Source organism: Streptomyces lomondensis (assembly GCF_014651035.1).
Classification (GTDB): Bacteria; Actinomycetota; Actinomycetes; order Streptomycetales; family Streptomycetaceae; genus Streptomyces; species Streptomyces lomondensis.
The window spans coordinates 40,132-61,167 of record NZ_BMWC01000010.1 but is presented as its reverse complement, the minus strand read 5'-3'; the positions used below and the strand labels follow the sequence as shown (position 1 = coordinate 61,167).

Annotated in this window: 22 protein-coding genes; 5 read left to right on the top strand and 17 right to left on the bottom strand. The window is 71.3% G+C overall.

The window, feature by feature from the left end; all coding sequences use genetic code 11:
- Window positions 1–10 precede the first annotated feature (10 nt).
- From IE255_RS28895 to IE255_RS28880, 4 genes are read right to left on the bottom strand one after another with little or no spacing between them, the layout of a single operon-like run.
- Window positions 11–1,018, bottom strand: coding sequence for a methionine synthase (locus IE255_RS28895; protein WP_229906639.1), 1,008 nt, complete (start codon window positions 1,016–1,018; stop codon window positions 11–13).
- Between the two features lie 29 nt (window positions 1,019–1,047).
- Window positions 1,048–1,746, bottom strand: a complete 699-nt coding sequence (locus IE255_RS28890) for an SDR family oxidoreductase (protein ID WP_190053339.1) — start codon at window positions 1,744–1,746, stop codon at window positions 1,048–1,050.
- Window positions 1,747–1,764: 18 nt separating this feature from the next.
- A complete protein-coding gene (locus tag IE255_RS28885) occupies window positions 1,765–2,304 on the bottom strand; it encodes an LOG family protein (protein WP_190053338.1) in 540 nt (179 codons plus the stop codon).
- Window positions 2,301–2,861 (bottom strand): class I SAM-dependent methyltransferase, encoded by a 561-nt coding sequence (locus IE255_RS28880; protein ID WP_190053337.1) that lies wholly within the window; start codon window positions 2,859–2,861, stop codon window positions 2,301–2,303. Before IE255_RS28880 ends, IE255_RS28885 begins: the two co-directional genes overlap by 4 nt.
- 81 nt (window positions 2,862–2,942) lie before the next feature.
- Between IE255_RS28880 and IE255_RS28875 the strand changes: the two genes are divergently transcribed.
- Both IE255_RS28875 and IE255_RS28870 read left to right on the top strand, forming a co-directional pair.
- The gene (locus tag IE255_RS28875; RefSeq protein ID WP_190053336.1) at window positions 2,943–3,266 is read left to right on the top strand and encodes a DUF427 domain-containing protein; all 324 of its coding nucleotides are present in this window, start codon (window positions 2,943–2,945) and stop codon (window positions 3,264–3,266) included.
- 61 nt (window positions 3,267–3,327) lie between these two features.
- Window positions 3,328–4,110, top strand: a complete 783-nt coding sequence (locus tag IE255_RS28870; protein WP_190053335.1) for an alpha/beta fold hydrolase — start codon at window positions 3,328–3,330, stop codon at window positions 4,108–4,110.
- 40 nt (window positions 4,111–4,150) lie between these two features.
- Here the strand turns inward: IE255_RS28870 and mnmA are convergent, their stop codons facing one another.
- The gene (gene mnmA / locus IE255_RS28865) at window positions 4,151–5,281 is read right to left on the bottom strand and encodes a tRNA 2-thiouridine(34) synthase MnmA (protein ID WP_190053334.1); all 1,131 of its coding nucleotides are present in this window, start codon (window positions 5,279–5,281) and stop codon (window positions 4,151–4,153) included.
- 60 nt (window positions 5,282–5,341) lie between these two features.
- On the opposite strand from mnmA, the gene IE255_RS28860 reads away from it, so the two are divergent.
- Complete coding sequence (locus IE255_RS28860; protein ID WP_190053333.1) at window positions 5,342–6,007, top strand: N-acetylmuramoyl-L-alanine amidase; 666 nt, start codon at window positions 5,342–5,344, stop codon at window positions 6,005–6,007.
- Window positions 6,008–6,064: 57 nt separating this feature from the next.
- Here the strand turns inward: IE255_RS28860 and IE255_RS28855 are convergent, their stop codons facing one another.
- The 3 genes from IE255_RS28855 to IE255_RS28845 all read right to left on the bottom strand — a co-directional run bounded on the left by IE255_RS28855 (window position 6,065) and on the right by IE255_RS28845 (window position 7,842).
- A complete protein-coding gene (locus tag IE255_RS28855) occupies window positions 6,065–7,234 on the bottom strand; it encodes a cysteine desulfurase family protein (protein WP_190053332.1) in 1,170 nt (389 codons plus the stop codon).
- 138 nt (window positions 7,235–7,372) lie between these two features.
- Window positions 7,373–7,639: a DUF4190 domain-containing protein gene (locus tag IE255_RS28850; RefSeq protein WP_190053331.1), complete on the bottom strand. Its 267-nt coding sequence runs from the start codon at window positions 7,637–7,639 to the stop codon at window positions 7,373–7,375.
- Window positions 7,640–7,677: 38 nt separating this feature from the next.
- Window positions 7,678–7,842, bottom strand: coding sequence for a hypothetical protein (locus IE255_RS28845; protein WP_190053330.1), 165 nt, complete (start codon window positions 7,840–7,842; stop codon window positions 7,678–7,680).
- A 116-nt stretch (window positions 7,843–7,958) separates the two neighbouring features.
- Between IE255_RS28845 and IE255_RS28840 the strand changes: the two genes are divergently transcribed.
- Window positions 7,959–8,597, top strand: coding sequence for a TetR family transcriptional regulator (locus IE255_RS28840; protein WP_190053329.1), 639 nt, complete (start codon window positions 7,959–7,961; stop codon window positions 8,595–8,597).
- A 584-nt stretch (window positions 8,598–9,181) separates the two neighbouring features.
- On the opposite strand, the gene IE255_RS28835 is transcribed toward IE255_RS28840, so the two are convergent.
- Window positions 9,182–10,042 (bottom strand): thioesterase family protein, encoded by an 861-nt coding sequence (locus IE255_RS28835; protein WP_190053328.1) that lies wholly within the window; start codon window positions 10,040–10,042, stop codon window positions 9,182–9,184.
- 133 nt (window positions 10,043–10,175) lie between these two features.
- Here IE255_RS28835 and IE255_RS28830 point away from each other — a divergent pair, with 133 nt between their 5' ends.
- Window positions 10,176–11,411: an alpha/beta hydrolase gene (locus IE255_RS28830; RefSeq protein ID WP_190053327.1), complete on the top strand. Its 1,236-nt coding sequence runs from the start codon at window positions 10,176–10,178 to the stop codon at window positions 11,409–11,411.
- On the opposite strand, the gene IE255_RS28825 is transcribed toward IE255_RS28830, so the two are convergent.
- The 8 genes from IE255_RS28825 to IE255_RS28790 form a co-directional block, all read right to left on the bottom strand.
- A complete protein-coding gene (locus IE255_RS28825) occupies window positions 11,302–11,976 on the bottom strand; it encodes a trimeric intracellular cation channel family protein (protein ID WP_190053326.1) in 675 nt (224 codons plus the stop codon). The two genes, IE255_RS28830 and IE255_RS28825, sit on opposite strands and share 110 nt — an antisense overlap.
- A gap of 70 nt (window positions 11,977–12,046) precedes the next feature.
- Window positions 12,047–13,252, bottom strand: a complete 1,206-nt coding sequence (locus IE255_RS28820) for an ABC transporter ATP-binding protein (RefSeq protein ID WP_190053325.1) — start codon at window positions 13,250–13,252, stop codon at window positions 12,047–12,049.
- Window positions 13,249–14,343, bottom strand: coding sequence for an ABC transporter ATP-binding protein (locus IE255_RS28815; RefSeq protein WP_190053324.1), 1,095 nt, complete (start codon window positions 14,341–14,343; stop codon window positions 13,249–13,251). Before IE255_RS28815 ends, IE255_RS28820 begins: the two co-directional genes overlap by 4 nt.
- Window positions 14,340–15,347 carry an ABC transporter permease gene (locus tag IE255_RS28810; RefSeq protein WP_190053323.1) on the bottom strand — a complete coding sequence of 336 codons (1,008 nt, stop codon included), beginning with the start codon at window positions 15,345–15,347 and terminating at the stop codon, window positions 14,340–14,342. The genes IE255_RS28815 and IE255_RS28810 overlap by 4 nt, the downstream gene beginning before the upstream one ends.
- An 81-nt stretch (window positions 15,348–15,428) precedes the next feature.
- Window positions 15,429–17,183 (bottom strand): ABC transporter substrate-binding protein, encoded by a 1,755-nt coding sequence (locus IE255_RS28805; RefSeq protein ID WP_190053322.1) that lies wholly within the window; start codon window positions 17,181–17,183, stop codon window positions 15,429–15,431.
- A 68-nt stretch (window positions 17,184–17,251) separates the two neighbouring features.
- The gene (locus IE255_RS28800; RefSeq protein ID WP_190053321.1) at window positions 17,252–18,250 is read right to left on the bottom strand and encodes an ABC transporter permease; all 999 of its coding nucleotides are present in this window, start codon (window positions 18,248–18,250) and stop codon (window positions 17,252–17,254) included.
- 374 nt (window positions 18,251–18,624) lie between these two features.
- Entirely contained in the window at window positions 18,625–19,425 is an 801-nt protein-coding gene (locus tag IE255_RS28795) for an enhanced serine sensitivity protein SseB C-terminal domain-containing protein (protein ID WP_190053320.1), read from the bottom strand.
- 161 nt (window positions 19,426–19,586) lie between these two features.
- Window positions 19,587–20,375 (bottom strand): enhanced serine sensitivity protein SseB, encoded by a 789-nt coding sequence (locus tag IE255_RS28790; RefSeq protein ID WP_190053319.1) that lies wholly within the window; start codon window positions 20,373–20,375, stop codon window positions 19,587–19,589.
- Window positions 20,376–21,036: the final 661 nt, after the last annotated feature.

Below are 21,036 nucleotides of genomic sequence, written 5' to 3'. Positions count from 1 at the left end.
CGTCCTCCCGTTACTCTGGGTTGTCCGCGAGGGATCTCGCCGCCCGGGCGCAGTGGGCGAGAGCCGTGCGCGCGTACCCCGGGGAGACCCCCGCGAGTCCGCACGCCGGGGTGAGGGTGACCGCCTCCGCGAGAAGCCCCGGTGACAGCCCCAGCCTGCGCCACAGCGTCCTGACACCCATGACGCTACCGGCAGGGTCTGACAATGGGCCCTCCGCGGACGGGACGACACCGGTGAAGAGCCGGGTGCCGCCCTCCACGGCCTCCCCGATCGTGTCGTCGTCACGCTCGGTGAGCAGGGAGAAGTCGAAGGAGACGGCCGCCGCGCCCGCCCGGCGGAGCAGGGCGAACGGGACGTCCGGGGCGCAGGAGTGGACGACGACCGGGCCGCCGGCGTGCGTCCCGACGAGGTCGCGCAGCGTCTGCTCGGCGACCTGCCGGTCCACGGCCCGGTGGGTGCGGTAGCCGCTGGCCGACTTCACCTGGCCGCGCAGGACGGCGGTGAGCGACGGCTCGTCGAGTTGGAGCACGAGCTGCGCGCCGGGGATCCGCCGCTGTACCTCCGCGAGGTGCAGCCGCAGCCCCTCGGCGAGGGACGCGGCGAGGTCGCGGCAGGCCCCGGGGTCGGAGAGGGCCGCCTCGCCGTTGCGCAGCTCAAGGTTGGCGGCGAGGGTCCAGGGCCCGACGGCCTGCACCTTCAGCGGCCCCTCGTACTCCTGGGTGAACTCCTCCAGTGCGTCGAGGTCCTCGCCGAGCCAGGAGCGGGCCCGCTTGGTGTCCCGGCCGGGCCGGTCCCCGAGCCGCCACCCGCTGGGCTCCACGCGCGCGTACAGCTCGACGAGCAGGCCGGCTGTCCGGCCGATCATGTCCGCGCCGGGCCCGCGGGCGGGCAGTTCGGGCAGGAAGGGGAAGTCCTCGAAGGTTCCGGTGACCGTTTTGACGGCTTCCCGGGCGTCGCCCCCGGGCATGGAGCCGACACCGGTGGCGGCACCGAACCTGAACTGGCTGTTTTCGCTCACCGCAGCAGCCTACGCAGCGGCCCGGCCGGTCAGCTCCCCGGTCGTACCGTCAGGTCGTTGACCTCCGCGTCCCTCGGCAGGTCCAGGGCCATCAGGATCGTCGTGGCGACCGACTCCGGGTCGATCCACTGCGAGGCGTCGTACTCCTTGCCCTCCTGCTGGTGGACCTTGGCCTGCATGGGGCTGGCGGTGCGGCCGGGGTAGACCGAGGTGACCCGGACGCCGTTGCCGTGCTCCTCGTGGCGCAGGGAGTCGGCGAGGGCCTTCAGGCCGTGCTTGGACGCGGCGTACGCGGACCAGCCGGCGTGGGCGTTGAGGCCGGCGCCGGAGTTGACGAAGACCACGTGGCCCCGGGCGGCGCGCAGCTGGGGCAGGAAGTGGCGGGTCAGCTCGGCGGGGGCGACGAGGTTGACGTTGAGCTGGTGGCGCCAGGTCTTGGGGGTGAGCTCGCCGACCGGGCCGAGGTCGACGACGCCGGCGATGTGCAGCAGCGAGTCCACCCGGTCCGGCAGCGACTGGTGGGAGAAGGCCCAGGAGAGCCTGTCGGGGTCGGCGAGGTCGCCCACCAGGGTCTTCGCCCCGGGGAACTCGGCCGCCAGCTCCTTGGCGCGGCCCGCGTCGCGCGCGTGCAGCACGAGGTCGTCCCCGCGCGCGTGCAGGCGGCGGGCCACGGCCGCGCCGATGCCGGAACCGGCTCCGGTGATCACATGAGTAGCCATGCCCGCCATGCTCGCATCAGGGCCGGGTCACTCGATGCCCCGGCTCTCCTCCAGGTAGGCCAGCGCCCCGACCGGCTCCTCCGCGAAGAACACCAGGTCGGTGAGCGGGCGGGGCAGGAAGCCCTCGTCCTCCATGCGGCGGAACTGCTCCTTCAGGCCGTCGTAGAAGCCCGCCGTGTTGAGCAGGACCACCGGCTTGTCGGTGTGCCCGTGCTTCTTCAGCTCCAGGATCTCGGTCGCCTCGTCGAGCGTGCCGGTGCCACCGACCATGATCACCACGGCGTCGGCCTTCTCCAACAGGAGCTTCTTGCGCTCGGCGAGGTCCTTGGCGACCACCATCTCGTCGACGCCCGGGCGGGCATTGGCCGAGAGGAACTGCACGGAGACGCCGACGAGCCGGCCGCCCGCCTCCTGCACGCCGTCGGCGACCACCTTCATCAGGCCGACGTCGGAGCCGCCCCACACTAGCGTGTGACCGCCCTTGCCCAGCAGTTTCGCGAACTCACGCGCGGGACGGGTGTAGCGCTCGTCGAGGTCGGCGGCGGAGAGGAAGACACAGATGTTCATGAACCCACCGTACGGGCCCGGTCCGCCGCCATGGTGAGCCGCATCTTGGACTGCCGGTGCGGGAGTTGTTCCCAGTCGTCCATGAACCGGGCGTCCAGGCCGTACCGGGCGGCGAGTTCGGTCAGCGTCCGCGTCCGGTAGTAGAAGTCCTCGTGGAGCACCTGGTGCTCCTCGCCCTCGGTGCGGTCGAACGTGAAGTCGAAGAACCCGCCCGGGGCGAGGATCCGGCCGACGTGCGCGAAGCACTCCTCGATGACGTGCAGCGGCGAGTGCGAGAAGACGCTGTGCGCGTCCACGACTCGCGCGAGGGGTTGTGCCCCACGGTGGTGCGCACCGAGGCGGCCATCGCACTCGGCCACGGCCGCCTCCGCGCTGCGCGCCGCGTCCGAGGCCATCACGGCCCGGTAGTACGCGATGTGGTCGCGGTAGCGCAGCCGCAGCCAGGCGTCCCGCACCGCGCGCCGGGCGTGCGCGGGCACGCGCTCGGGGTGGCGCAGGGCGTACCGGACCTGGTGGGCCAGGCTGCCGCGGTTTCCGGCCGGTTCCTTGGCGCGCATGGGGGCCTCCTGCGGCGAGGGAAGAACTCCGCTTCAGCCTGCGCTGTACGGGAGGACTCGGCTACCCAAGGAGGGGCGATCGTGACCACAGGGCATCGCATCACCATCGAACGGAGCAGCCGGCACGTGCGCGTGGTGCGCGGCGAACAGGTCCTGGCGGAGAGCGACCGGCCGCTGGTCCTGCGGGAGACGGGCTGCCCCGAGCGGTACTACATCCCGGCCGAGGACGTACGCCTGGACCTGCTGACACCGTCCGGCACGCACACGTACTGCCGGTTCAAGGGCACCGCGTCCTACTGGTCGCTGCCGGACGCGGCGGACCTCGTCTGGGCGTATCCGGACCCCAAGCCAGACGTGGCGGAGATCAGGGACCACCTGTGCTTCTACGACGTGGAAGTGATGTGATCGGCTGACGCACGGCCCGCCTCACCCATGAAGACCGTGCTGTGCGGCAGTCTCAACAGGCATGGACAAGAAGATCCTTTCACGCGACGGCACCCGCATCGCCTACGAGAGCACCGGCCGGGGTCCCGCGGTCGTCCTGGTGAGCGGTGCGATGTCGACGGGCGGCACCCTGGCGCCGCTGGCCGTGTCTCTCTCGGAGCGTTTCCAGGCTGTCGTGTACGACCGCCGGGGCCGCGGAGCCAGCGGGGACACGGCGCCCTACGCCGTGGAGCGTGAGGTCGAGGACCTGGCGGCGGTGATCGAGGCGGTGGGCGGCGAGGCGTTCCTGTACGGCATCTCCTCCGGCGGGGCCCTGGCGCTGGAGGCGGCGGCGAGCGGACTGCCGGTGCGGCGCGTCGCCGTGTACGAGACACCGTTCGCGATGTCGGAGGAGGGCGCCAAGGAGCGCGCGGAGTACACCCAGCGGCTGACCCAGGCGCTCGGCGAGGGGCGGCGCGGGGACGCGGTCGAACTGTTCCTGCGGCTGACCGGCCTGGCCGAGGGGATGATCCAGGGCGCCCGCCAGTCCCCCATGTGGGCGGCCATGGAGGCGATCGCCCCGAGCCTCGCCTACGACGACGCCGTGATGCGCGACGGCCGGGTGCCCCGCGACCGGCTGGGCTCGGTCGCCGCCCCCGTCCTGGCGGTCGCGGGCGACGCGAGCCCCGCGTGGCTGCGCGAGGCGGCCCGGGCCATCGCGGACTCCGTGCCCGACGGCTCGTACCGCACGCTCCAGGGGCAGACGCACATGGTGGAGCCGAATGTGCTGACGCCGGTGCTGACGGAGTTCTTCAGCCGCGGGTGAGGGGCTCCACGCGCGCGTGGAGCCCCCGGTGTCCTCCGGGTCAGGCCACGCCGGCCGTCGCCCGGCGGGTCGACGCGATCGTCGCCGAGCCGACCACGCGCGTGCCGTCGTACAGCACGATCGCCTGGCCGGGGGCGACGCCGCGGACCGGCTCGGTGAAGGTGACCTCCAGGGTGCCGTCGACGAGTTCGGCGGTCACCTCGGTCTCGCCGCCGTGGGCGCGGAGCTGGGCCGTGTAGGTGCCGGGGCCGGTGGGGGCGGCGCCGCACCAGCGCGGCTTGACGGCGGTCAGGGCGCCGACGTCCAGCGCGTCGGCGGGGCCGACCGTGACCGTGTTGGTGACCGGGGAGATGTCGAGGACGTAGCGGGGCTTGCCGTCGGGGGCCGGGGTGCCGATCCTCAGGCCCTTGCGCTGGCCGATGGTGAAGCCGTACGCGCCCTCGTGCGTGCCGAGCTTCGTGCCGGACTCGTCGACGATGTCGCCCTCGGACCTGCCGAGCCGCTGGGCCAGGAAGCCCTGGGTGTCGCCGTCGGCGATGAAGCAGATGTCGTGCGAGTCGGGCTTCTTGGCGACCGCCAGGCCCCTGCGTTCGGCCTCGGCGCGGATCTCGTCCTTCGTGGTGACCGTGTCGCCGAGCGGGAACATCGCGTGGGCGAGCTGCCGGTCGTCCAGCACGCCGAGGACGTACGACTGGTCCTTGGCCATGTCGGAGGCGCGGTGCAGCTCTCGGGTGCCGTCCTCGCGGACGATCACCTTGGCGTAGTGGCCCGTGCAGACCGCGTCGAAGCCCAGGGCGAGGGCCTTGTCGAGGAGGGCGGCGAACTTGATCTTCTCGTTGCAGCGCAGGCAGGGGTTGGGGGTGCGGCCGGCCTCGTACTCGGCGACGAAGTCCTCGACGACGTCCTCGCGGAAGCGGTCGGCGAGGTCCCACACGTAGAACGGGATGCCGATGACGTCGGCGGCGCGGCGGGCGTCGCGTGAGTCCTCGATCGTGCAGCAGCCCCGCGCGCCCGTCCGGAAGGACTGGGGGTTGGCGGAGAGCGCGAGGTGGACGCCGGTCACGTCATGGCCCGCCTCGGCCGCGCGGGCGGCGGCGACGGCGGAGTCGACGCCTCCGGACATGGCGGCCAGGACGCGGAGGGGGCGGGGGCGCTGCGGGGTTTCAGTCATAACCCTTCCAGGGTACGGGGGCGCGGGAACCAGGGCCCCCGGGTATCCGTTGACGATCACATGGGACAGCGGAAGGCTCCGAAGGACGGCGACCGAAAGGTCGGGCGCCGCGCGTTGCTGATCGGTGGGACGGTGGCAGCGGCGGGCTCGGCCGCGCTGGCCCGGGACGAGCTCGCGCGCCTGTGGTGGCGGACCCCGGGCGTCGAGAAGCCGCGCAAGGACGGCGAGGTGGACTACACGGGCGCGCGCTGGGTGGCGGCGTCGGACGCGAACTGGCGCCGCGCGGACCGCCCCGACGACTACGGCATAGACATGGTGGTCATCCATGTCACACAGGGCAGCTTCGACAGCGCGGTGAGAGCCTTCCAGAACCCGGCGCACCGGGCGGCCTCGCACTACATCGTCCGCAAGGACGGGCACATCGCCCAGATGATCCGCGAGCTGGACGTGGCGTACCACGCGGGCAACCGCGACTACAACGAGCGCAGTGTCGGCATCGAGCACGCGGGCTTCGTGGACCGCCCGCAGGACTTCACGGACGAGATGTACGAGGCCTCGGCCCGGCTCACGGCCCGGATCTGCGCCCGCTACGGCATACCCGTCGACCGCGAGCACATCATCGGCCATGTGGAGGTGCCGGGCACGGACCACACGGACCCGGGGCCGCACTGGGACTGGGACAGATACATGCGGCTGGTGCGCGAGGCGCGGACGGCGCCCGCCTGATAGAGGACCGGGGCGCGTCCGCCGTGGACGACCCCGGGCAAGGGCACGCGCCGGTTCCTACGTCAGCCCCGCCGCCCGCGCCCGCTCCACCGCCGGGCCGATGGCCTTCGCGAGGGCCTCGACGTCGGCTTCGGTGGAGGTGTGGCCGAGGGAGAAGCGGAGGGTGCCGCGAGCCAGGTCGGGGTCGGTGCCGGTGGCGAGGAGGACGTGGCTGGGCTGGGCGACGCCGGCGGTGCAGGCGGAGCCGGTGGAGCACTCGATGCCCTGGGCGTCGAGCAGGAGCAGCAGGGAGTCGCCCTCGCAGCCGGGGAAGGTGAAGTGCGCGTTGGCCGGGAGGCGGCCCTCCGGATCCGGGTCCCCGCCGAGGATCGCGTCCGGGACGGCCGAGCGGACCGCGGTGATCAGGCTGTCGCGCAGGGCGCCGATCTCGCGGACGAACCACTCGCGCTGCTCGGCGGCCAGTCGCCCGGCGACCGCGAAGGAGGCGATGGCGGGCACGTCGAGGGTGCCGGAGCGCACATGCCGCTCCTGGCCGCCGCCGTGCAGGACGGGGACGGGGGTGTGGTCACGGCCGAGGATCAGCGCGCCGATGCCGTACGGGCCGCCGATCTTGTGGCCCGACACCGTCATCGCGGCGAGCCCGGAGGCGGCGAAGTCGACGGGGACCTGGCCGAAGGCCTGGACGGCGTCCGAGTGCAGCGGGACCCCGTACTCCGCGGCGACGTCGGCGAGTTCGCGGATGGGCAGGATCGTCCCGATCTCGTTGTTCGCCCACATCACGGTGGCGAGGGCCACGTCGTCGGGGTTGCGGGCGATCGCCTCGCGCAGGGCGTCCGGGTGGACGCGGCCGTGGGCGTCGACCGGCAGGTACTCGATGGTGGCGCCCTCGTGTTCGCCGAGCCAGTGCACGGCGTCGAGGACCGCGTGGTGCTCGACGGGGCTGGCGAGGACGCGGGTGCGGGCCGGGTCGGCGTCGCGGCGTGACCAGTACAGGCCCTTGACGGCGAGGTTGTCGGCCTCCGTGCCGCCCGAGGTGAAGACGACCTCGCTGGGGCGGGCGCCGAGGGCTTCGGCGAGGGTCTCGCGGGCCTCCTCGACGGTGCGGCGGGCCTGCCGGCCGGATGCGTGGAGGGACGACGCGTTGCCGGTGGCACCCAGCTGGGCGGTGAACGCCTCAACCGCCTCCGGGAGCATCGGGGTGGTCGCGGCGTGGTCGAGGTAAGCCATGGTGAGCCCGATTCTACGGCTCCGCTGCCGCGGCCCTCAGATCAAGGCTGGCCGAACGTGAACCGCTTTCGGCGCGGCGGCGGCCCGTCGTCCCCGGGCCCGGCCGCGGTGTGCCGGCATGGGTGGTCCGACGGCGGCTCAGAAGCTCCACGAGACGGTGCTGTCGGCCTCCATGAACGCCGCCAGGACCAGCAGGTCGGCGACGCCCAGGCCCAGGCCGAGCAGCGCACGGCCGCGGCGGTTGGTGCCGCGCCACAGGGCGATGCTCGCCAGCACGATGGCGATGGGGCCGAGGAAGATGTTGAGGACGAGCAGACCGAGCAGGCCGAGGATGAAGGACGCGACGGCCATGCCGTCGGTGTCCCGGATACCGGTGTGGCGCGAGGCCGGAGCGGTGAGCTGCATGGTGATCGACTCCCGTGGTCGGGTCGGAGGTGCGGCGGTCAGTGGGCCTGCGTGTGGCGCCGGCGGTTGCGCTCGCGCAGCGCGAAGATGCCCAGCCAGGCGGCGATGACGACGCCGGCGGCGAGGGAGAAGGAGAGCGGCGCGTGGGCGACGGTGCCCAGGACCACGCCCAGCAGCAGGAGTGCGGCGACGATGAACAGCATGGGAAACGGCCCCCAGGGTTTCGGTGAACGATTGTGGTTACAGTTGTTCACTGACTTCCCAGTCTAGCGTCTTCCATGGCTTTCCAATTCCAGAGAACAGTTGTTAACTGCATGGTATGAGTCACACCCTCGGCATCCGGCAGGCGCAGAAGCAGAAGACCCGGCAGGCACTCCTGGACGCGGCCCTGGGGCTGCTGGAGGAGCAGAGCCTGAGCAGCCTCGGGCTGCGCGAGGTCACCCGCGCCGTCGGTGTCGCCCCGACCGCCTTCTACCGGCACTTCCGCTCCACGGCGGACCTCGGCGTGGCCCTGGTCGAGGAGGCGCTGGGCAGCCTGCACCCGATGATCCGGACGACGGTGTCCACGGCGGGGGACAGCGCGGAGCGCATCACGGGCACCATCGAGCTGATCCGCCGTCACGTCGACGGGTACCCCGCACACGTCCGGTTCATCGCCCGTGAACGGCATGGCGGAGTCCAGCCGGTGCGGGCGGCCATACGGGACCAACTGGCCCGGTTCGCCCAGGAGGTCAAGGCCGAGCTGGCCAAGGACCCGGTGTCCGCGGGCTGGACCGAGGACGACCTGCTGATGCTCGCCCATCTCTACGTCGACCAGATGCTGATCACGGCGTCGCTCTTCCTGGAGGCGCTGGAGGGGCCGGAGGAGGAGCGCGAGGAGCGGACCCGGCACGTCGCGCAGGTGGCGACCCGCCAGATGCGGCTGATCAGCCTCGGCCGCCACCACTGGCTGGATTGACTCGCACCGCACAACGCCCGGGGGCGGCGCGCCCGTTCGCCGGACGCGCCGCCCCTGCCGTGCCCGGACGCGCCGGGGCCGGTGCCGCCTACTTCGCCTGCTGCGTCTGCCCCTGACCGGCACCGCCCGGAGCGCCGCAGCCGCCGCCCTGACCGCCACCGGGGCCGCCCTGCCCGCCGCCCGGAGCACCGCTGGGCATGCCCGAGGGCGCCCCGGACGGCGCTCCCGACGGCTTGGCACCACCCGAAGCCGCACCCGAGGGCGCACCCGAGGGCGCACCGGAAGGAGCCCCCGAAGGCGCACCGGAGGGAGCCCCCGAGGGCGCACCCGACGGCGCCTGGCAGGCCTGACCCTGCTGTCCGGACCCGCCGCCACTGCCCGAGGACGACGAGGAGTCACCCGACCCGCAGGCCGCCAGGGCCAGGGGAGACAGCGCCAGCAGGGCCACGGCGGGAACGAGACGCGCACGGTTCATGAGAGACAGCTCCAGGGAGGATGAGGAAGTCCTGAGGCAGGCACTCAACCAACTCCGCCCAGGACTCCCCTCGGACCGCCCTGTGACCGACCTGTCAGCGGGGCAAAGTTCAGCCCAGCCGGACCCGCGCGAGCTGCCGGGACTGCGCCACCAGCCGGTCCGCGCCGTCCCACACCTCGGCGTCCTCTTCCAGGAAGCCGCCGGCGAGGTTGCGGGTGGTGATCGCCACGCGCAGCGGACCCGGCGCCGGGCGGCAGCGCACGTGCACGGTCAGCTCGACGGTCGGCACCCAGCCCTTCAGCCCGAGTTCGAAGGCGGTGGGCGGCAGGGCGTCCACCGCCAGCAGCAGGGAGAGCGGGTCGTGGTCACGACCGTCCGCGAGCCCGAACCAGGCCCGCATCTCGCCCTTGCCGGAGGGCTGCCCGAGGGCCCAGCCCACGGTCGACGGGTCGAGCTTGAGCATCAGCCGGTCGGCGATGGCCGAGCTGCCCTCGACGGGGGCGGGCCCGTCCTGGGGGCCGAAGCAGTGGTCCATCGGCGGGATCGCGGGCGGCCGGGCCGTCGTCCGGACGTCGTCGGGCAGGGCGTCCAGGTCGCCGTAGGAGGCGAGGACGCGGATGCGCTCGACCTCGCGGCCCTCGTCGTCGTACTGGAAGAGGGAGGCCTGGCCGGTCGACAGGGTGCGGCCGGTGCGGACGGTCTCCGTGCGGACGACCGCGGGGCCGGGCCGGGACGCGGTCAGGTAGTGCGCCGAGACGGTGAAGGGGTCGCTGTGCGGCAGGGCGTCCGCGAGGGCGCGGCCCAGGACGGCCAGCAGGTAGCCGCCGTTGACGGCGCTGATGATCGTCCAGCCGGCGGAGAGGTCGATGTCGTAGACGCCGGGCGCGCGGCGGGTGAGCGCGGTGTCGCGGTCGAACTCGCTGTCGCCGATCGTGGCCCGGACGGCCGGGGCGGTGGCTGCTTCAGGCATGGCTGAACAGTACAAGAACCAACTACTAAGCGGTAGCTTTCCCTCTGGGTGCCCAAGTGAGACGCGGGCAATTTCTCGGTAAGTGTCCGACTCGTCCGTGAACCCAGGAGCCCTCCCCGCCCTCTGTAGGGGCATGAGCCTCACCGGGACCCCGTTCCTCTACACACTGGTCGTGCTCTCCGTCGTGGCCCTCGCGCTGCCGCTGGCCCTCTGGTCGCGCGTCCGCGGACCCCGGCTGCTGCGTGCCGCCGCCCGGACGCTGATGCTGCTGTTCGCGCAGGGGACGGCCGTGGCGCTGGTCTTCGTCGTGGTCAACAACGCCAACAACCTGTACGACAACTGGGCCGACCTGCTCGGCACCGGCGACCACGTGCAGCAGGCGGCGAACCTGGGGGCCGACGGCACCGGCGGCATCGCGCTGAAGCGGCTGCCCAAGATGCGGCAGACCTTCGAGCCCGCCACCGGGCCCGGGATGCGCGCGGCCGGCGGGGTGCGGGTCACCCAGCTCAAGGGCCGGGTGTCGGGCGTGAACGCCGAGGTCTACGTCTGGCTGCCGCCGCAGTACGACGAGCCGGCCTACCGGCACCACAGGTTCCCGGTCGTGGAGCTGCTGCCCGGCTACCCCGGCTCGGCGAAGGCCTGGTTCGGCTCGCTGCACGTGAACGAGCAGTTGGAGCCGCTGATGCGGGACGGACAGATCGCCCCGTTCATCCTGGTCGCGCCGCGCACCAATCTGCTGGCCGGGGTGGACACCGGCTGCGCCAACATCCCGGGCACGGTCAACGCCGACACGTGGCTGAGCGTCGACGTGCCGATGATGGTCATGGACAACTTCCGTGCCGAGTCCGCCCCGCGGGGCTGGGCGGTGGCCGGCTACTCGGCCGGGGCGCACTGCGCGGCCAAGCTCGCCGTCGCCCACCCCGACCGCTACGGGGCAGCCGTCAGCCTGTCCGGCTACAACGACCCGATCGGCGAACGCGACTCGCTCGCCGCGCAGAACCCCACCCTCCGGGCCGAGAACAACCCCTATCTGCTGCTGCGCAAGGCGCCCGTCCCGCCGCGCATCTCGCTCTACCTCTCCGGCCAGCCGCACGACGGCTACGAGGCGGCCATCGCCCTGGAACAGGCCGCGAAGGCGCCGACGACCGTGCACGTGGTGTACATCCCGAGGAGCGCGGGCGGGCACACCATGGCGCTGTGGCGGCCGCAGGTGGTCCCGGCGTTCCGCTGGCTGACCGAGGTGACGGGCCTCGGTCACGTCAGGGCAGGACGGGCTGCTCCTCCTCGCTCACCGTCGACCGCCGGTGCCAGGCCCGCGGAGCTCGCCAGTGGTACCGCATCGCGAGCAGGCGCAGTACGAAGGCGGTGATCACCGCGAGGGCGCTGGTGAGCGGGTTGAGCGCGTCGTAGCGGATGCACACGGCGGCCAGGGCGGCGCCGACGATCGCTGGGACGGCGTACAGGTCCCGGTCCCAGCGCAGCAGGGAGGGCACCTCGTTGGCGAGGACGTCCCGCAGCACACCGCCGCCGACCGCGGTGGTCAGACCGAGGCCGGCGGAGGCGGTCAGGCCGAGTCCGTACTCGTAGGCCTTGATCGTGCCGGCGACGCAGAACAGGCCGAGGCCGGCCGCGTCGAAGACGTTCACGGCGACCTGGATGCGCTCCACCTGGGGGTGCAGGAAGAAGACGAGGAGGGTGGCGAGCAGCGGGGTGAGGAAGTACCCCAGGTCCGTGAAGGCCGCGGGGGGTACGGCCCCGATGACCAGGTCGCGGAAGAGCCCGCCGCCCAGCGCGGTGACCTCGGCGAGGACGGCGATGCCGAACACGTCGAAGTTCTTGCGCACGGCCAGCAGGGCGCCGGAGATCGCGAAGACGAAGATGCCGATCAGGTCGAGCGTGTGCTGGACGGACGGACTGAAGAGTTGCTGGAGCACCCGAACATTCTTACCTGCCAGAGCGCCTCTGCCTTAATTGTCAAGGCAGAGGCGCTCTGGCAGGGCTGGGTCACTTGTCCCCGGGCTCCTTGGAGACAGGCTCTTCCGCTTCCTCCGCGGAGGTCTCCGCCGCCTCCGCCGCCACCGCCGCCGACGTCTGCGCCGACTCGGCCAGCACCTCGTCGGCGACCAGTGCGGCCGCCTCCTTCGCGGCGGACAGCAGCACGGTGTCCTGCGGGGCCTGGTCCTCGAAGTTCTCCGGGTGGTGGCAGGCGACGCGCTGGCCGGGCCGCAGCTCGATCAGCGGCGGCTCGGTGCTCTTGCAGATCTGCGTGGCCTTCCAGCACCGGGTGTGGAAGCGGCACCCGCTCGGCGGGGCGATCGGCGAGGGTACGTCGCCCCTGAGCAGGATGCGCTCGCTCTTGGCCGCCCTGCGCCGCGGATCCGGGATCGGCACCGCCGACAGCAGGGCCTTGGTGTACGGGTGCATCGGACTGGCGTACAGCGAGTCGCGGTCGGCCAACTCGACGATCTTGCCGAGGTACATCACCGCGATCCGGTCCGAGACGTGCCGGACGACCGACAGGTCGTGCGCGATGATCACGTACGTCAGGCCGAGCTCGTCCTGGAGGTCGTCCATCAGGTTCACGACCTGCGCCTGGATCGACACGTCGAGCGCGGAGACCGGCTCGTCGGCCACGACCATCCGCGGCTTCAGGGCCAGTGCCCGGGCGATGCCGATGCGCTGCCGCTGGCCGCCGGAGAACTCGTGCGGGTAACGGTTGTAGTGCTCGGGGCTCAGGCCCACCAGCTCCAGGAGCCGCTGGACCTCCTGCTTGACGCCGCCCTCGGGCTCCACGCCCTGCAGCCTGAACGGCGCCGAGACGATGGTGCCGATGGTGTGCCGGGGGTTCAGCGAGCCGTACGGGTCCTGGAAGATCATCTGCACGTCGCGGCGGAGCGGGCGCATGCCGCTCGTGCCGAGGTGCGTGATGTCCTTGCCGTCGAACTCGATCTTCCCGCCGCTGGGTTCGAGCAGCCGGGTGATGAGACGGCCCATGGTCGACTTGCCGCAGCCGGACTCGCCGACGACGCCGAGGGTCTCGCCGCGGCGCACCTCGAAGTCGATGCCGTCCACGGCCTTGACCGCCCCGACCTGCCGCTGCAGCAGGCCCTTCTTGATGGGGAAGTGCTTGACCAGTCCCTCGACCTTGAGCAGCGGTTTCTCATCGTCGGTCACGGCCGTCGTCCCTGCCCGGGTATCGGTCTCGCTCACAGCTTCGGCGCAATCTCTTCGTTCCAGATCCGGGTGCGGTCCTCCCGCGACAGGTGGCAGGCGGTGAAGTGCCTGCCGCCCACCTCGCGCAGCTCGGGCCGCTCGGTGCGGGTGATCCCGCCCTTGGGGACGTCCGCGTACGGACAGCGCGGGTTGAACGCGCACCCCGAGGGGACGTTGATGAGGCTGGGCGGCTGGCCCTTGACCGGGATGAGCCGGTCGGTCTGCTCACGGTCGATCCGCGGCATCGAGCCGAGCAGGCCCCAGGTGTAGGGGTGCTGCGGCTGGTAGAAGATCGTGTCGACCGGTCCGCGTTCCACGCAGCGCCCGCCGTACATCACGAGGATGTCGTCGGCGATCTCGGCGACCACGCCCAGGTCGTGGGTGATGATGATGACCGCGGAGCCGAACTCCTTCTGCAGGTCCCGGATCAGGTCGAGGATCTGCGCCTGCACGGTCACGTCGAGCGCGGTGGTCGGCTCGTCCGCGATCAGCAGCTCGGGGTTGTTGACCAGCGCCATGGCGATCATGGCGCGCTGGCGCATACCGCCGGAAAACTCGTGCGGGTAGCTGTTGAGGCGCTTGTCGGGCTCGGGGATGCCGACCCGGTCGAGGAGTTCGACGGCGCGCCTGCGGGCGGTCTTCTTGTCGACGTCGTTGTGGACCCGGTACGCCTCGACGATCTGGTTGCCGACCGTGTAATACGGGTGCATCGCGGACAGCGGGTCCTGGAAGATCATCGCCATGTCATGGCCGCGCAGCCGGCGCACCTCGTCGGGGCTCGCCGAGACGAGTTCCCTGCCGTCGAGCCAGATCTCGCCGGACATCCGCACGTTCTTGCCGCGGTTGCCGAGGCGGTGCAGGCCCATGATGGCCAGCGAGGTCACCGACTTGCCGGAGCCGGACTCGCCCACTATGCCGAGGGTCTGGCCCTTCTCCAGCTGGAAGGAGAGCCCGTCGACGGACTTGACCAGGCCGTCGTCGGTCGGGAAGTGCACCTTGAGGTCGCGCACGTCGAGGAACGCCCGGGGGACCTCCCCGCTGGGCGTCGGCTCGCCCACGGCGGCCCCGGTCTTGGTCAGTTCGGTCACGAGAGCCTCACGCGCGGGTCGACGGTGGCGTACAGCACGTCCACCACCAGGTTGCAGAGCACGACGAAGAAGGCCGCCAGCAGGGTGACCCCCAGGATCGGCGGCAGGTCGTTGTCGGTGATGGCCTGGACGGCGTACTGGCCGATGCCGGGCAGGGAGAACACGGACTCGGTGATCACCGCGCCGCCGAGCAGCAGGCCGATGTCCATGCCGAAGACCGTCACGATCGGCGTGAGCGCCGCCCGCAGGCCGTGCTTGACGACGACCTTGCGCTCCTTCAGGCCCTTGGCCCGTGCGGTGCGGATGAAGTCCTCGTTCATGGTTTCGAGCATGCCGGACCGGGTGAGCCGCGCGTAGATGGCGGAGTACAGCAGGGCCAGCGAACACCACGGCAGGAACAGGGTGTTGGCCCACTGGGACGGGTTCTCGGTGAACGGCACATAGGTCCGCCCGAAGATGTCCAGCTGGTAGCTGAAGACGAGCAGGGCCAGCTGGCCGGTGAAGAACATGGGGAGCGACACACCGGCGAGGGCCACGCCCATCGCGGCGCGGTCGAAGACCGAGCCCGGCTTGAGCGCGGAGATCACACCGGCGGCGACACCCGACAGCAGCCACAGCACGGCGGCGCCCGCGGCCAGGGAGATGGTCACCGGCAGCCGGTCCACGAGCTGCGGCCAGACCTCGATGTGGTTCTTGAAGGAGTAGCCGAAGCAGGGCATCTCACACTTGACCGTGGTCGGGCCGAGGTTGTAGGTGGCGCCGGAGACGATCCCCTTGATGAACTCCCAGTACTGCTCGTAGACCGGCTTGTCGAGCCCGAGGTTCTGCTTGACCGCGAGGATGTCCTCGGGCGAAGGGTTCTTTCCGATGTACTGGGCGGCCAGCTGGTCGGGACTCTGCCCGGCCAGTCTCGGCAACAGGAAGAAGATGCCGAAGGTGACCGCGGTGACGACCAGCAGCAGGATCACTGCCGCGATCGCCCGGCGGATGATGTACGAGATCACGGGGACCGGCGCCGGCGCCCGCGGGGGGTGAGACCCACGGGCGCCAATGCCTTCACCTGCCTTCCAGGGCTGCTCTTCGCGCTACTTCTTCGTCGTACCGAGGTTGAGGGCGTCGTACTGACCGCTCCAGGCGGCCGAGGAGACCACGTTGGTGGCGTTCGGCGAGCGGTACAGCAGGACCTTGAAGTAGGTCAGCGGCACGATGACGGCCTCGTCCATCGTCTTCTTGTCGACCTCGGCGTAGGCGGCGTTGCGCGCCGACTCGTCGGGGTTCTGGATGGCCTCGTCGAGCAGCTTGTTGACCTCGGCGTTGTCGAACGACGAGAGGTTGGTGTTGCCGGAGGCGCTGATGGCCTTGCCGTTGAGGATCTGGTTCAGGTAGCCGTAGCCGGTCGGCCAGTCGGCGCCCCACTGCATCATCATGATGCCGATGCCCTGCTTCTTGGCGAACGCGGGCACACCGGCGTAGTCCGTGAAGTACTTGCCGGACGGGTACTGCTTCATCTCGGCGTTGATGCCGATCTTCTTCAGCGAGTCGATGATCGCCGTGGCCGCGTCGACCTCCTGCTGACGGTCGCTGCGCGCGGAGATGTAGGTCTTGAAGCCGTTCGGCTGCTTGCAGGCCGTCAGGTGCTCCTTGGCCTTGGCGGCGTCACCCTTGTTGCCCTGGGTGGGGTACGCGTCGAACTTCTGGTAGCCGATGACGTCCGGCGGCAGGACCGTGGAGGCGATGTCACCGCGGACCGGGCCGCCCTGGGCGGTCTGCACGGCCACCTTGTCGATGGCGTACTGCACGGCCTTGCGGCACTCGACGTTGTCGAACGGCTTGACCGTGGTGTTGAGCGCCGCGTAGACGAGACGGCCACCGTAGGTGTTGTCCGTGTTGGCCTTCTGGTCCTTGTTGTTGAGCAGCTGGGCCTGGGTCTGCGTGTCCACGCCGCGGCCCGCGAGGTCGACGGTGGTGGTGCCGGCCATCAGGTCCTTGTCGATCGTGGCCTGGTTGACCTTCAGGTTCACCACGATCTTGTCCGGGTACTGCTTGCGCAGCGGGTCGGTCTTGGCGTTCCACTCGGGGTTGCGCACCAGGGTGACCGACTTGCCCTCCTCGTAGCTCTGGAACTTGTACGAGCCGGAGGAGACGATCTTCTTGGTGTAGTCGACGCCGGTGTCCTTGGCCTTCGGCACCGGAGCCGTCTGCGGGGCGGTGACCAGGTAGTCGAAGTCCGTGAACGGCTGCTTGAGCTTGAAGGTGATCGTGTACTTGTCCGGCGTCTCGATCGACGCCAGGCCCTTGCCGCTCTTGTCCTTGTACGGGCCCTTGTACTTGTCGCCGCCGTCCAGGAACTGGGCGAAGTAGTTCGGGCCGAGGGAGAGCACGTCACGGGCGAAGTTGGAGCGCTCCACCGCGTACTTGACGTCCGCCGAGGTGACCTCGGTGCCGTCCTCGTACTTCACGCCCTGGCGGAGCTTGTACGTCCAGGTCTTGCCGCCGTCGGACGACTGGCCCTTGCCCTGCGCGAGGTCGGGCACGATCTCGTTGCCCTTCTCGCCGGGGGCCGGCTTGAAGGTGAGCAGCGGACGCGCGTAGAGGCGGCTGAAGTTGTACATGTACGCGTAGTACGTGTTGCCCGGGTCGAACGAGTCCGGGACGTCGGACATCGCGTAGGTGACCGTGCCGCCCTTCTCCGCAGAGGCGTTCACGACCGACTTCGTGGCGGCGTCGGCGGTCGCCTTGCTGCCGCCGTCGTCGCCGTTGTCGTCGGCCTTGCTGCAGCCCGCCAACAGGAGGCTGGCGCTGCTGAGGGCCGCGGCGACGGCAATTGCTGACCTTCGCATGATGGTCGGATTCCCCTTCTTAAGTCGAACACTTGGGCTGGACGCGGCACCGGCCGCGACCGCAGACGTCAGCGGCTGCGGGGGTCGAGAGCGTCCCGGAGGCCGTCACCGAGGAGGTTGAAGGCCAGTACGGTGATGAAGATGGCGAGACCGGGGACGAGCATGTACTGCGGATCGACCTCGAAGAAGTCGACGGCCTGGTTGAGCATGCCGCCCCACGACGCCTGCGGCGGCTGGATGCCCACGCCGAGGAAGCTGAGGGAGGCTTCGAAGAGGATGTTGGTCGGGATGAGCAGCGTCGAATAGACGATGATCGGCGCGACCAGGTTCGGCAGCAGCTCCTTGAAGAGGATGTACGGCCCCGAAGCGCCCATCCCACGGGAGGCGTCGACGAACTCCCGCTCGCGCAGCGCCAGCGTCTGACCGCGGACGATGCGGCCCATGTAGGGCCAGTTGAAGAAGCCGATGACGAAGATCAGCACGAGGATGTGCAGCGGGAGGCCCTCGAGCCCGAACGCGCCGCCCTGGAGCGTCGCCGAGATGGCGATGGCGAAGAGCAGCAGCGGGAAGGCCAGGAAGGTGTCCATGAGCCGGCTGATGACCGCGTCGACGCGCCCGCCGTAGTAGCCCGCGATCAGGCCGAGCACGGTACCGATCACGTTGGACAGCACCGTCGCTCCGAAGGCCACGACGAGAGAGACCCAGGAGCCCTCCAGGATGCGGGCGAGGATGTCGCGCCCGAACTTCGGCTCCACCCCGAGCGGGTGGTCCCAGCTCATGCCGCCGAAGTCACCCTTGGGAAGGGTGGTGTTGGGGTCGATGAGGTCCTGGTGGAAGGCGTTGGGGTCGAGGCCCAGCAGCGACTGCAGCGGGCGGGACAGGGCGGCCGTCAGGATGAGCAGCACGACGACGACGCCGCCCGCCACCGCCACCTTGTCGCGCTTGAAGCGCGTCCAGGCGATCTGCCCGAGAGACCGGCCCTCGATGTTCTGGGACTTCACACCCGCCAGCACGGCCTCCGGCTGGGCCTCGGCCTGCGATCCGGTGGTCTCGATCGGTGCCGTCACAAGTGCCCTGCCCCTTCTCGCCGGTGGTCACCGGCCCCCTTGCCCACCGTTGTCGGTGGCTTGATCCACTTTTGGCTATGGCGTGGCGTCCGCAGATGGTACGGCCACCGTCAGGCCGATCCTTCGCTTGGTATCGCTCATAGGATCGACGGCCTCGCGCCTGAGAGGCGAGTCTTCAACGCGCTCACGATCACACGCCAGGCCTGGTGGAGAAAGTATGCGCAACCGTGATGCCGACCGGCGGATTCCGTTATCCGGACACGCAGGCGCGTGATCCGGACGATACGGCGTTGGAACGTACGGATTGCGCCCAATACCACCCGGCATCCGCGAAAGCGGGACAGCCGGCGGGGCGACGGCCGGGGCCGACTACGTCAGTACCGGCCCTGCGCGGGCGGGTAGCCGTAGCCCGAGGCCGGGGCCTGGACGGGGGCGGTGGCGTGGGCCTCGCGGTCGTAGAAAGGCCGGGCGCTCGCGCGCAGCCACATGGCGACCGGGTCGTGCTCGTCGGCCATCGCGACGGTCGAGACGGGGAGGCCGTCCGGCACGGCGCCGAGGGACTGCTGCATCATCGCGCGCACCGAATCCACGGCCGGCGGCGAGGTGTCGTACACGTCCAGTCCGATGGCGAGGTACGGCGCGCCGAGCGCGGGCTGCACCCAGGCGCGGCGCAGCGAGCGGACGGCCGGGGTGCGGTGGGCGTTCTGCGCGAGCAGGGCGTAGAACTGCGGGATCTCGATGGCCGGTTCGGACAGCCGCAGCGGCCCGGCGGGCTGGCGGTCCAGGCCCGTGGCGATCCGGCGCAGGTCGAGCCAGGGGATGCCGACGCCGCCGCCGGGGGCGTGCGGGTTCAGCCAGAGGCCGTAGTGGTCGGGGTAGAGGGCACGGGCGACGTCGACTCCGTCGACCACCTCGTACGAGCGGTTCCAGCCGCTGGCCGACAGCTCCTGGGCGGAGGTGACACAGGGGGCGTAGCCGAAGCCGTCGACCTCCATGTTTCCGTACTGGGCGTCGGGGGAGCCGGCCTGGCCGTGCCACAGGAGCATCCAGATCTGGCCGGTGTGCGGGGTGGCGAGCGCGCGCAGGAGGGCCTCGTAGGCGTCGTAACGCCCGGGCGTGACCTGGCGCAGCATGTGCTCGACCTGTCCGGCCGCGGCCGTGCCGCTCGCGCTCACAGTTACCGCCCCTTCGTACAACGCCTCGACCGTGACCTAGCTTAAGCCCGCCCAGAGCTCGGGGCTTGGTGCCGGTTCGCGGGCGCGGGTCGTATGGGGCTTGTCGCGCCCACGCGGCGGAGCCGCATGATGCTACAGCCCGCGCCCCTGGGTTTGCTGGTCTACCGCTGGTAGAAGGGCCGGACGCTGTTGCGCATCCAGTCGCCCACCGGGTCCTCCGCCACGTCCAGGAGGACGAGGTTGACCGGCCAGGGGGCCGGGGACTTGGTGACGGCCCGGGTGAGGGCCTCCAGCGGCAGGGCCCGCAGGTCGCCTTCCCACTGGGAGAGTTCGACGCCCACGAACATCACGGGGTCGGCCGTCTCGATGGCGGCGAGGCAGCGGCGGGCGGTGAGGACGACGCCGATCGCCTCGAACTCGGCGGAGGCGGCGGCGAGGAAGTCCACCGGGTCGTCCTGCCAGTCGGGCTCGAAGAGGCGGACCCGGCCGCCGCTCGCGGGGCCGTCCAGCGGGGTCCGGCCGGCCCGGCACAGCTCGGCCACGGCGGGCGGCGGGAGCGGGATGCCGACGACGCCGCCCGGGTTGACGGCTATCCCCGCGTGCGGGGGCAGGCCGCGGGCGAACTCCACGGCGGGGGCGATGGTGTACGGCATGTGGGAGCCGGCGACCTGGCGGAACTGCTCCTCGGAGCTGAACACCGGCACGTACGCCTGGCCGTCGATCTCGATGCCGGGCAGGTCGAGGGGGCCGCTGTGCGGGCCGCCGCCGTTGGGCAGCGGGACCCACACGAAACTCCGGCCGAGCACCTCGACGATCCGCCCGCCGGCCGACGGCCCGGCGCCGAGGGAGGCCGAGAGCACCTCCTCCAGCTCGTTGCCGGGCCATCCGCCGTGCGGGTGGGTCTGCGTCTGCGCCGGGAAGTCCGCGGAGAAGTCCGCCGGGAAGTCCATCTGCCTACCGCCTGCCTCAAACACTGCTGTGGCCCAAAAGGCTAGCGGCTCAGGACCACCGGGCGAGCGGCCCGGGGACCGTGGATGGGGAGCGGGGGTGGTCGGCCGGGGACTGTGGATGGGGAGCGGGGGTGGCCGGCCCGGGATTGTGGATGGGGAGCGGGGGTGGCCGGCCGGGGGGCCCTGGCTGCGAAGCAGGGGGCGGCCAGCCGGGGACCACGGCAACGGAGCAGGGGGCGGCCAGCCGGGGGCCACGGCTCCGTACCGTGTGCGGTCGGCCATTGGAACACGCGGCCGAGCGCAGGCAGTCGGCCGATGGAACGCGGTACGCGGGCTGGTGGTGGTCAGCCCCGGCAGCACGCGGTGCGTGGACAGGGTGACCAGCCCGGGAGCGCCGCGGCACGTAGGCGGGCGGTCCGCCCGGAAGCCCCAGTGTGCGGCCGCCGGCGACCAGCCCGGAAACCGCGGTGCGAGGACAGGGGTGACCGGCCCGGGGCGACCCTGCACGGTCCGCCCGGGGAACCACTGTGCGCGGCCCGCCAAGCCGCCCGGCCGAGGCCGACGGCACACGGCACACCAAGCCGCCGGCCCGGGAATCACGGCGAGTGGCCCGCCGAGCCGCCGACCCGGGACTCCGACGGATGGCGCACGCCAAGCCGTC

Coding starts and splice junctions, on each gene's coding strand:
- IE255_RS28830 (WP_190053327.1), top strand. CDS start 10,176: ATGAGCCTCACCGGGACCCCGTTCCTCTACACACTGGTCGTGCTCTCC.
- IE255_RS28855 (WP_190053332.1), bottom strand. CDS start 7,234: ATGGCTTACCTCGACCACGCCGCGACCACCCCGATGCTCCCGGAGGCG.
- IE255_RS28805 (WP_190053322.1), bottom strand. CDS start 17,183: ATGCGAAGGTCAGCAATTGCCGTCGCCGCGGCCCTCAGCAGCGCCAGC.
- IE255_RS28845 (WP_190053330.1), bottom strand. CDS start 7,842: ATGCTGTTCATCGTCGCCGCACTCCTGCTGCTGGGCGTGGTCCTGGGC.
- IE255_RS28870 (WP_190053335.1), top strand. CDS start 3,328: ATGGACAAGAAGATCCTTTCACGCGACGGCACCCGCATCGCCTACGAG.
- IE255_RS28835 (WP_190053328.1), bottom strand. CDS start 10,042: ATGCCTGAAGCAGCCACCGCCCCGGCCGTCCGGGCCACGATCGGCGAC.
- IE255_RS28790 (WP_190053319.1), bottom strand. CDS start 20,375: ATGGACTTCCCGGCGGACTTCTCCGCGGACTTCCCGGCGCAGACGCAG.
- IE255_RS28890 (WP_190053339.1), bottom strand. CDS start 1,746: ATGGCGGGCATGGCTACTCATGTGATCACCGGAGCCGGTTCCGGCATC.
- IE255_RS28885 (WP_190053338.1), bottom strand. CDS start 2,304: ATGAACATCTGTGTCTTCCTCTCCGCCGCCGACCTCGACGAGCGCTAC.
- IE255_RS28850 (WP_190053331.1), bottom strand. CDS start 7,639: ATGCAGCTCACCGCTCCGGCCTCGCGCCACACCGGTATCCGGGACACC.
- IE255_RS28840 (WP_190053329.1), top strand. CDS start 7,959: ATGAGTCACACCCTCGGCATCCGGCAGGCGCAGAAGCAGAAGACCCGG.
- IE255_RS28880 (WP_190053337.1), bottom strand. CDS start 2,861: ATGCGCGCCAAGGAACCGGCCGGAAACCGCGGCAGCCTGGCCCACCAG.
- mnmA (WP_190053334.1), bottom strand. CDS start 5,281: ATGACTGAAACCCCGCAGCGCCCCCGCCCCCTCCGCGTCCTGGCCGCC.
- IE255_RS28860 (WP_190053333.1), top strand. CDS start 5,342: ATGGGACAGCGGAAGGCTCCGAAGGACGGCGACCGAAAGGTCGGGCGC.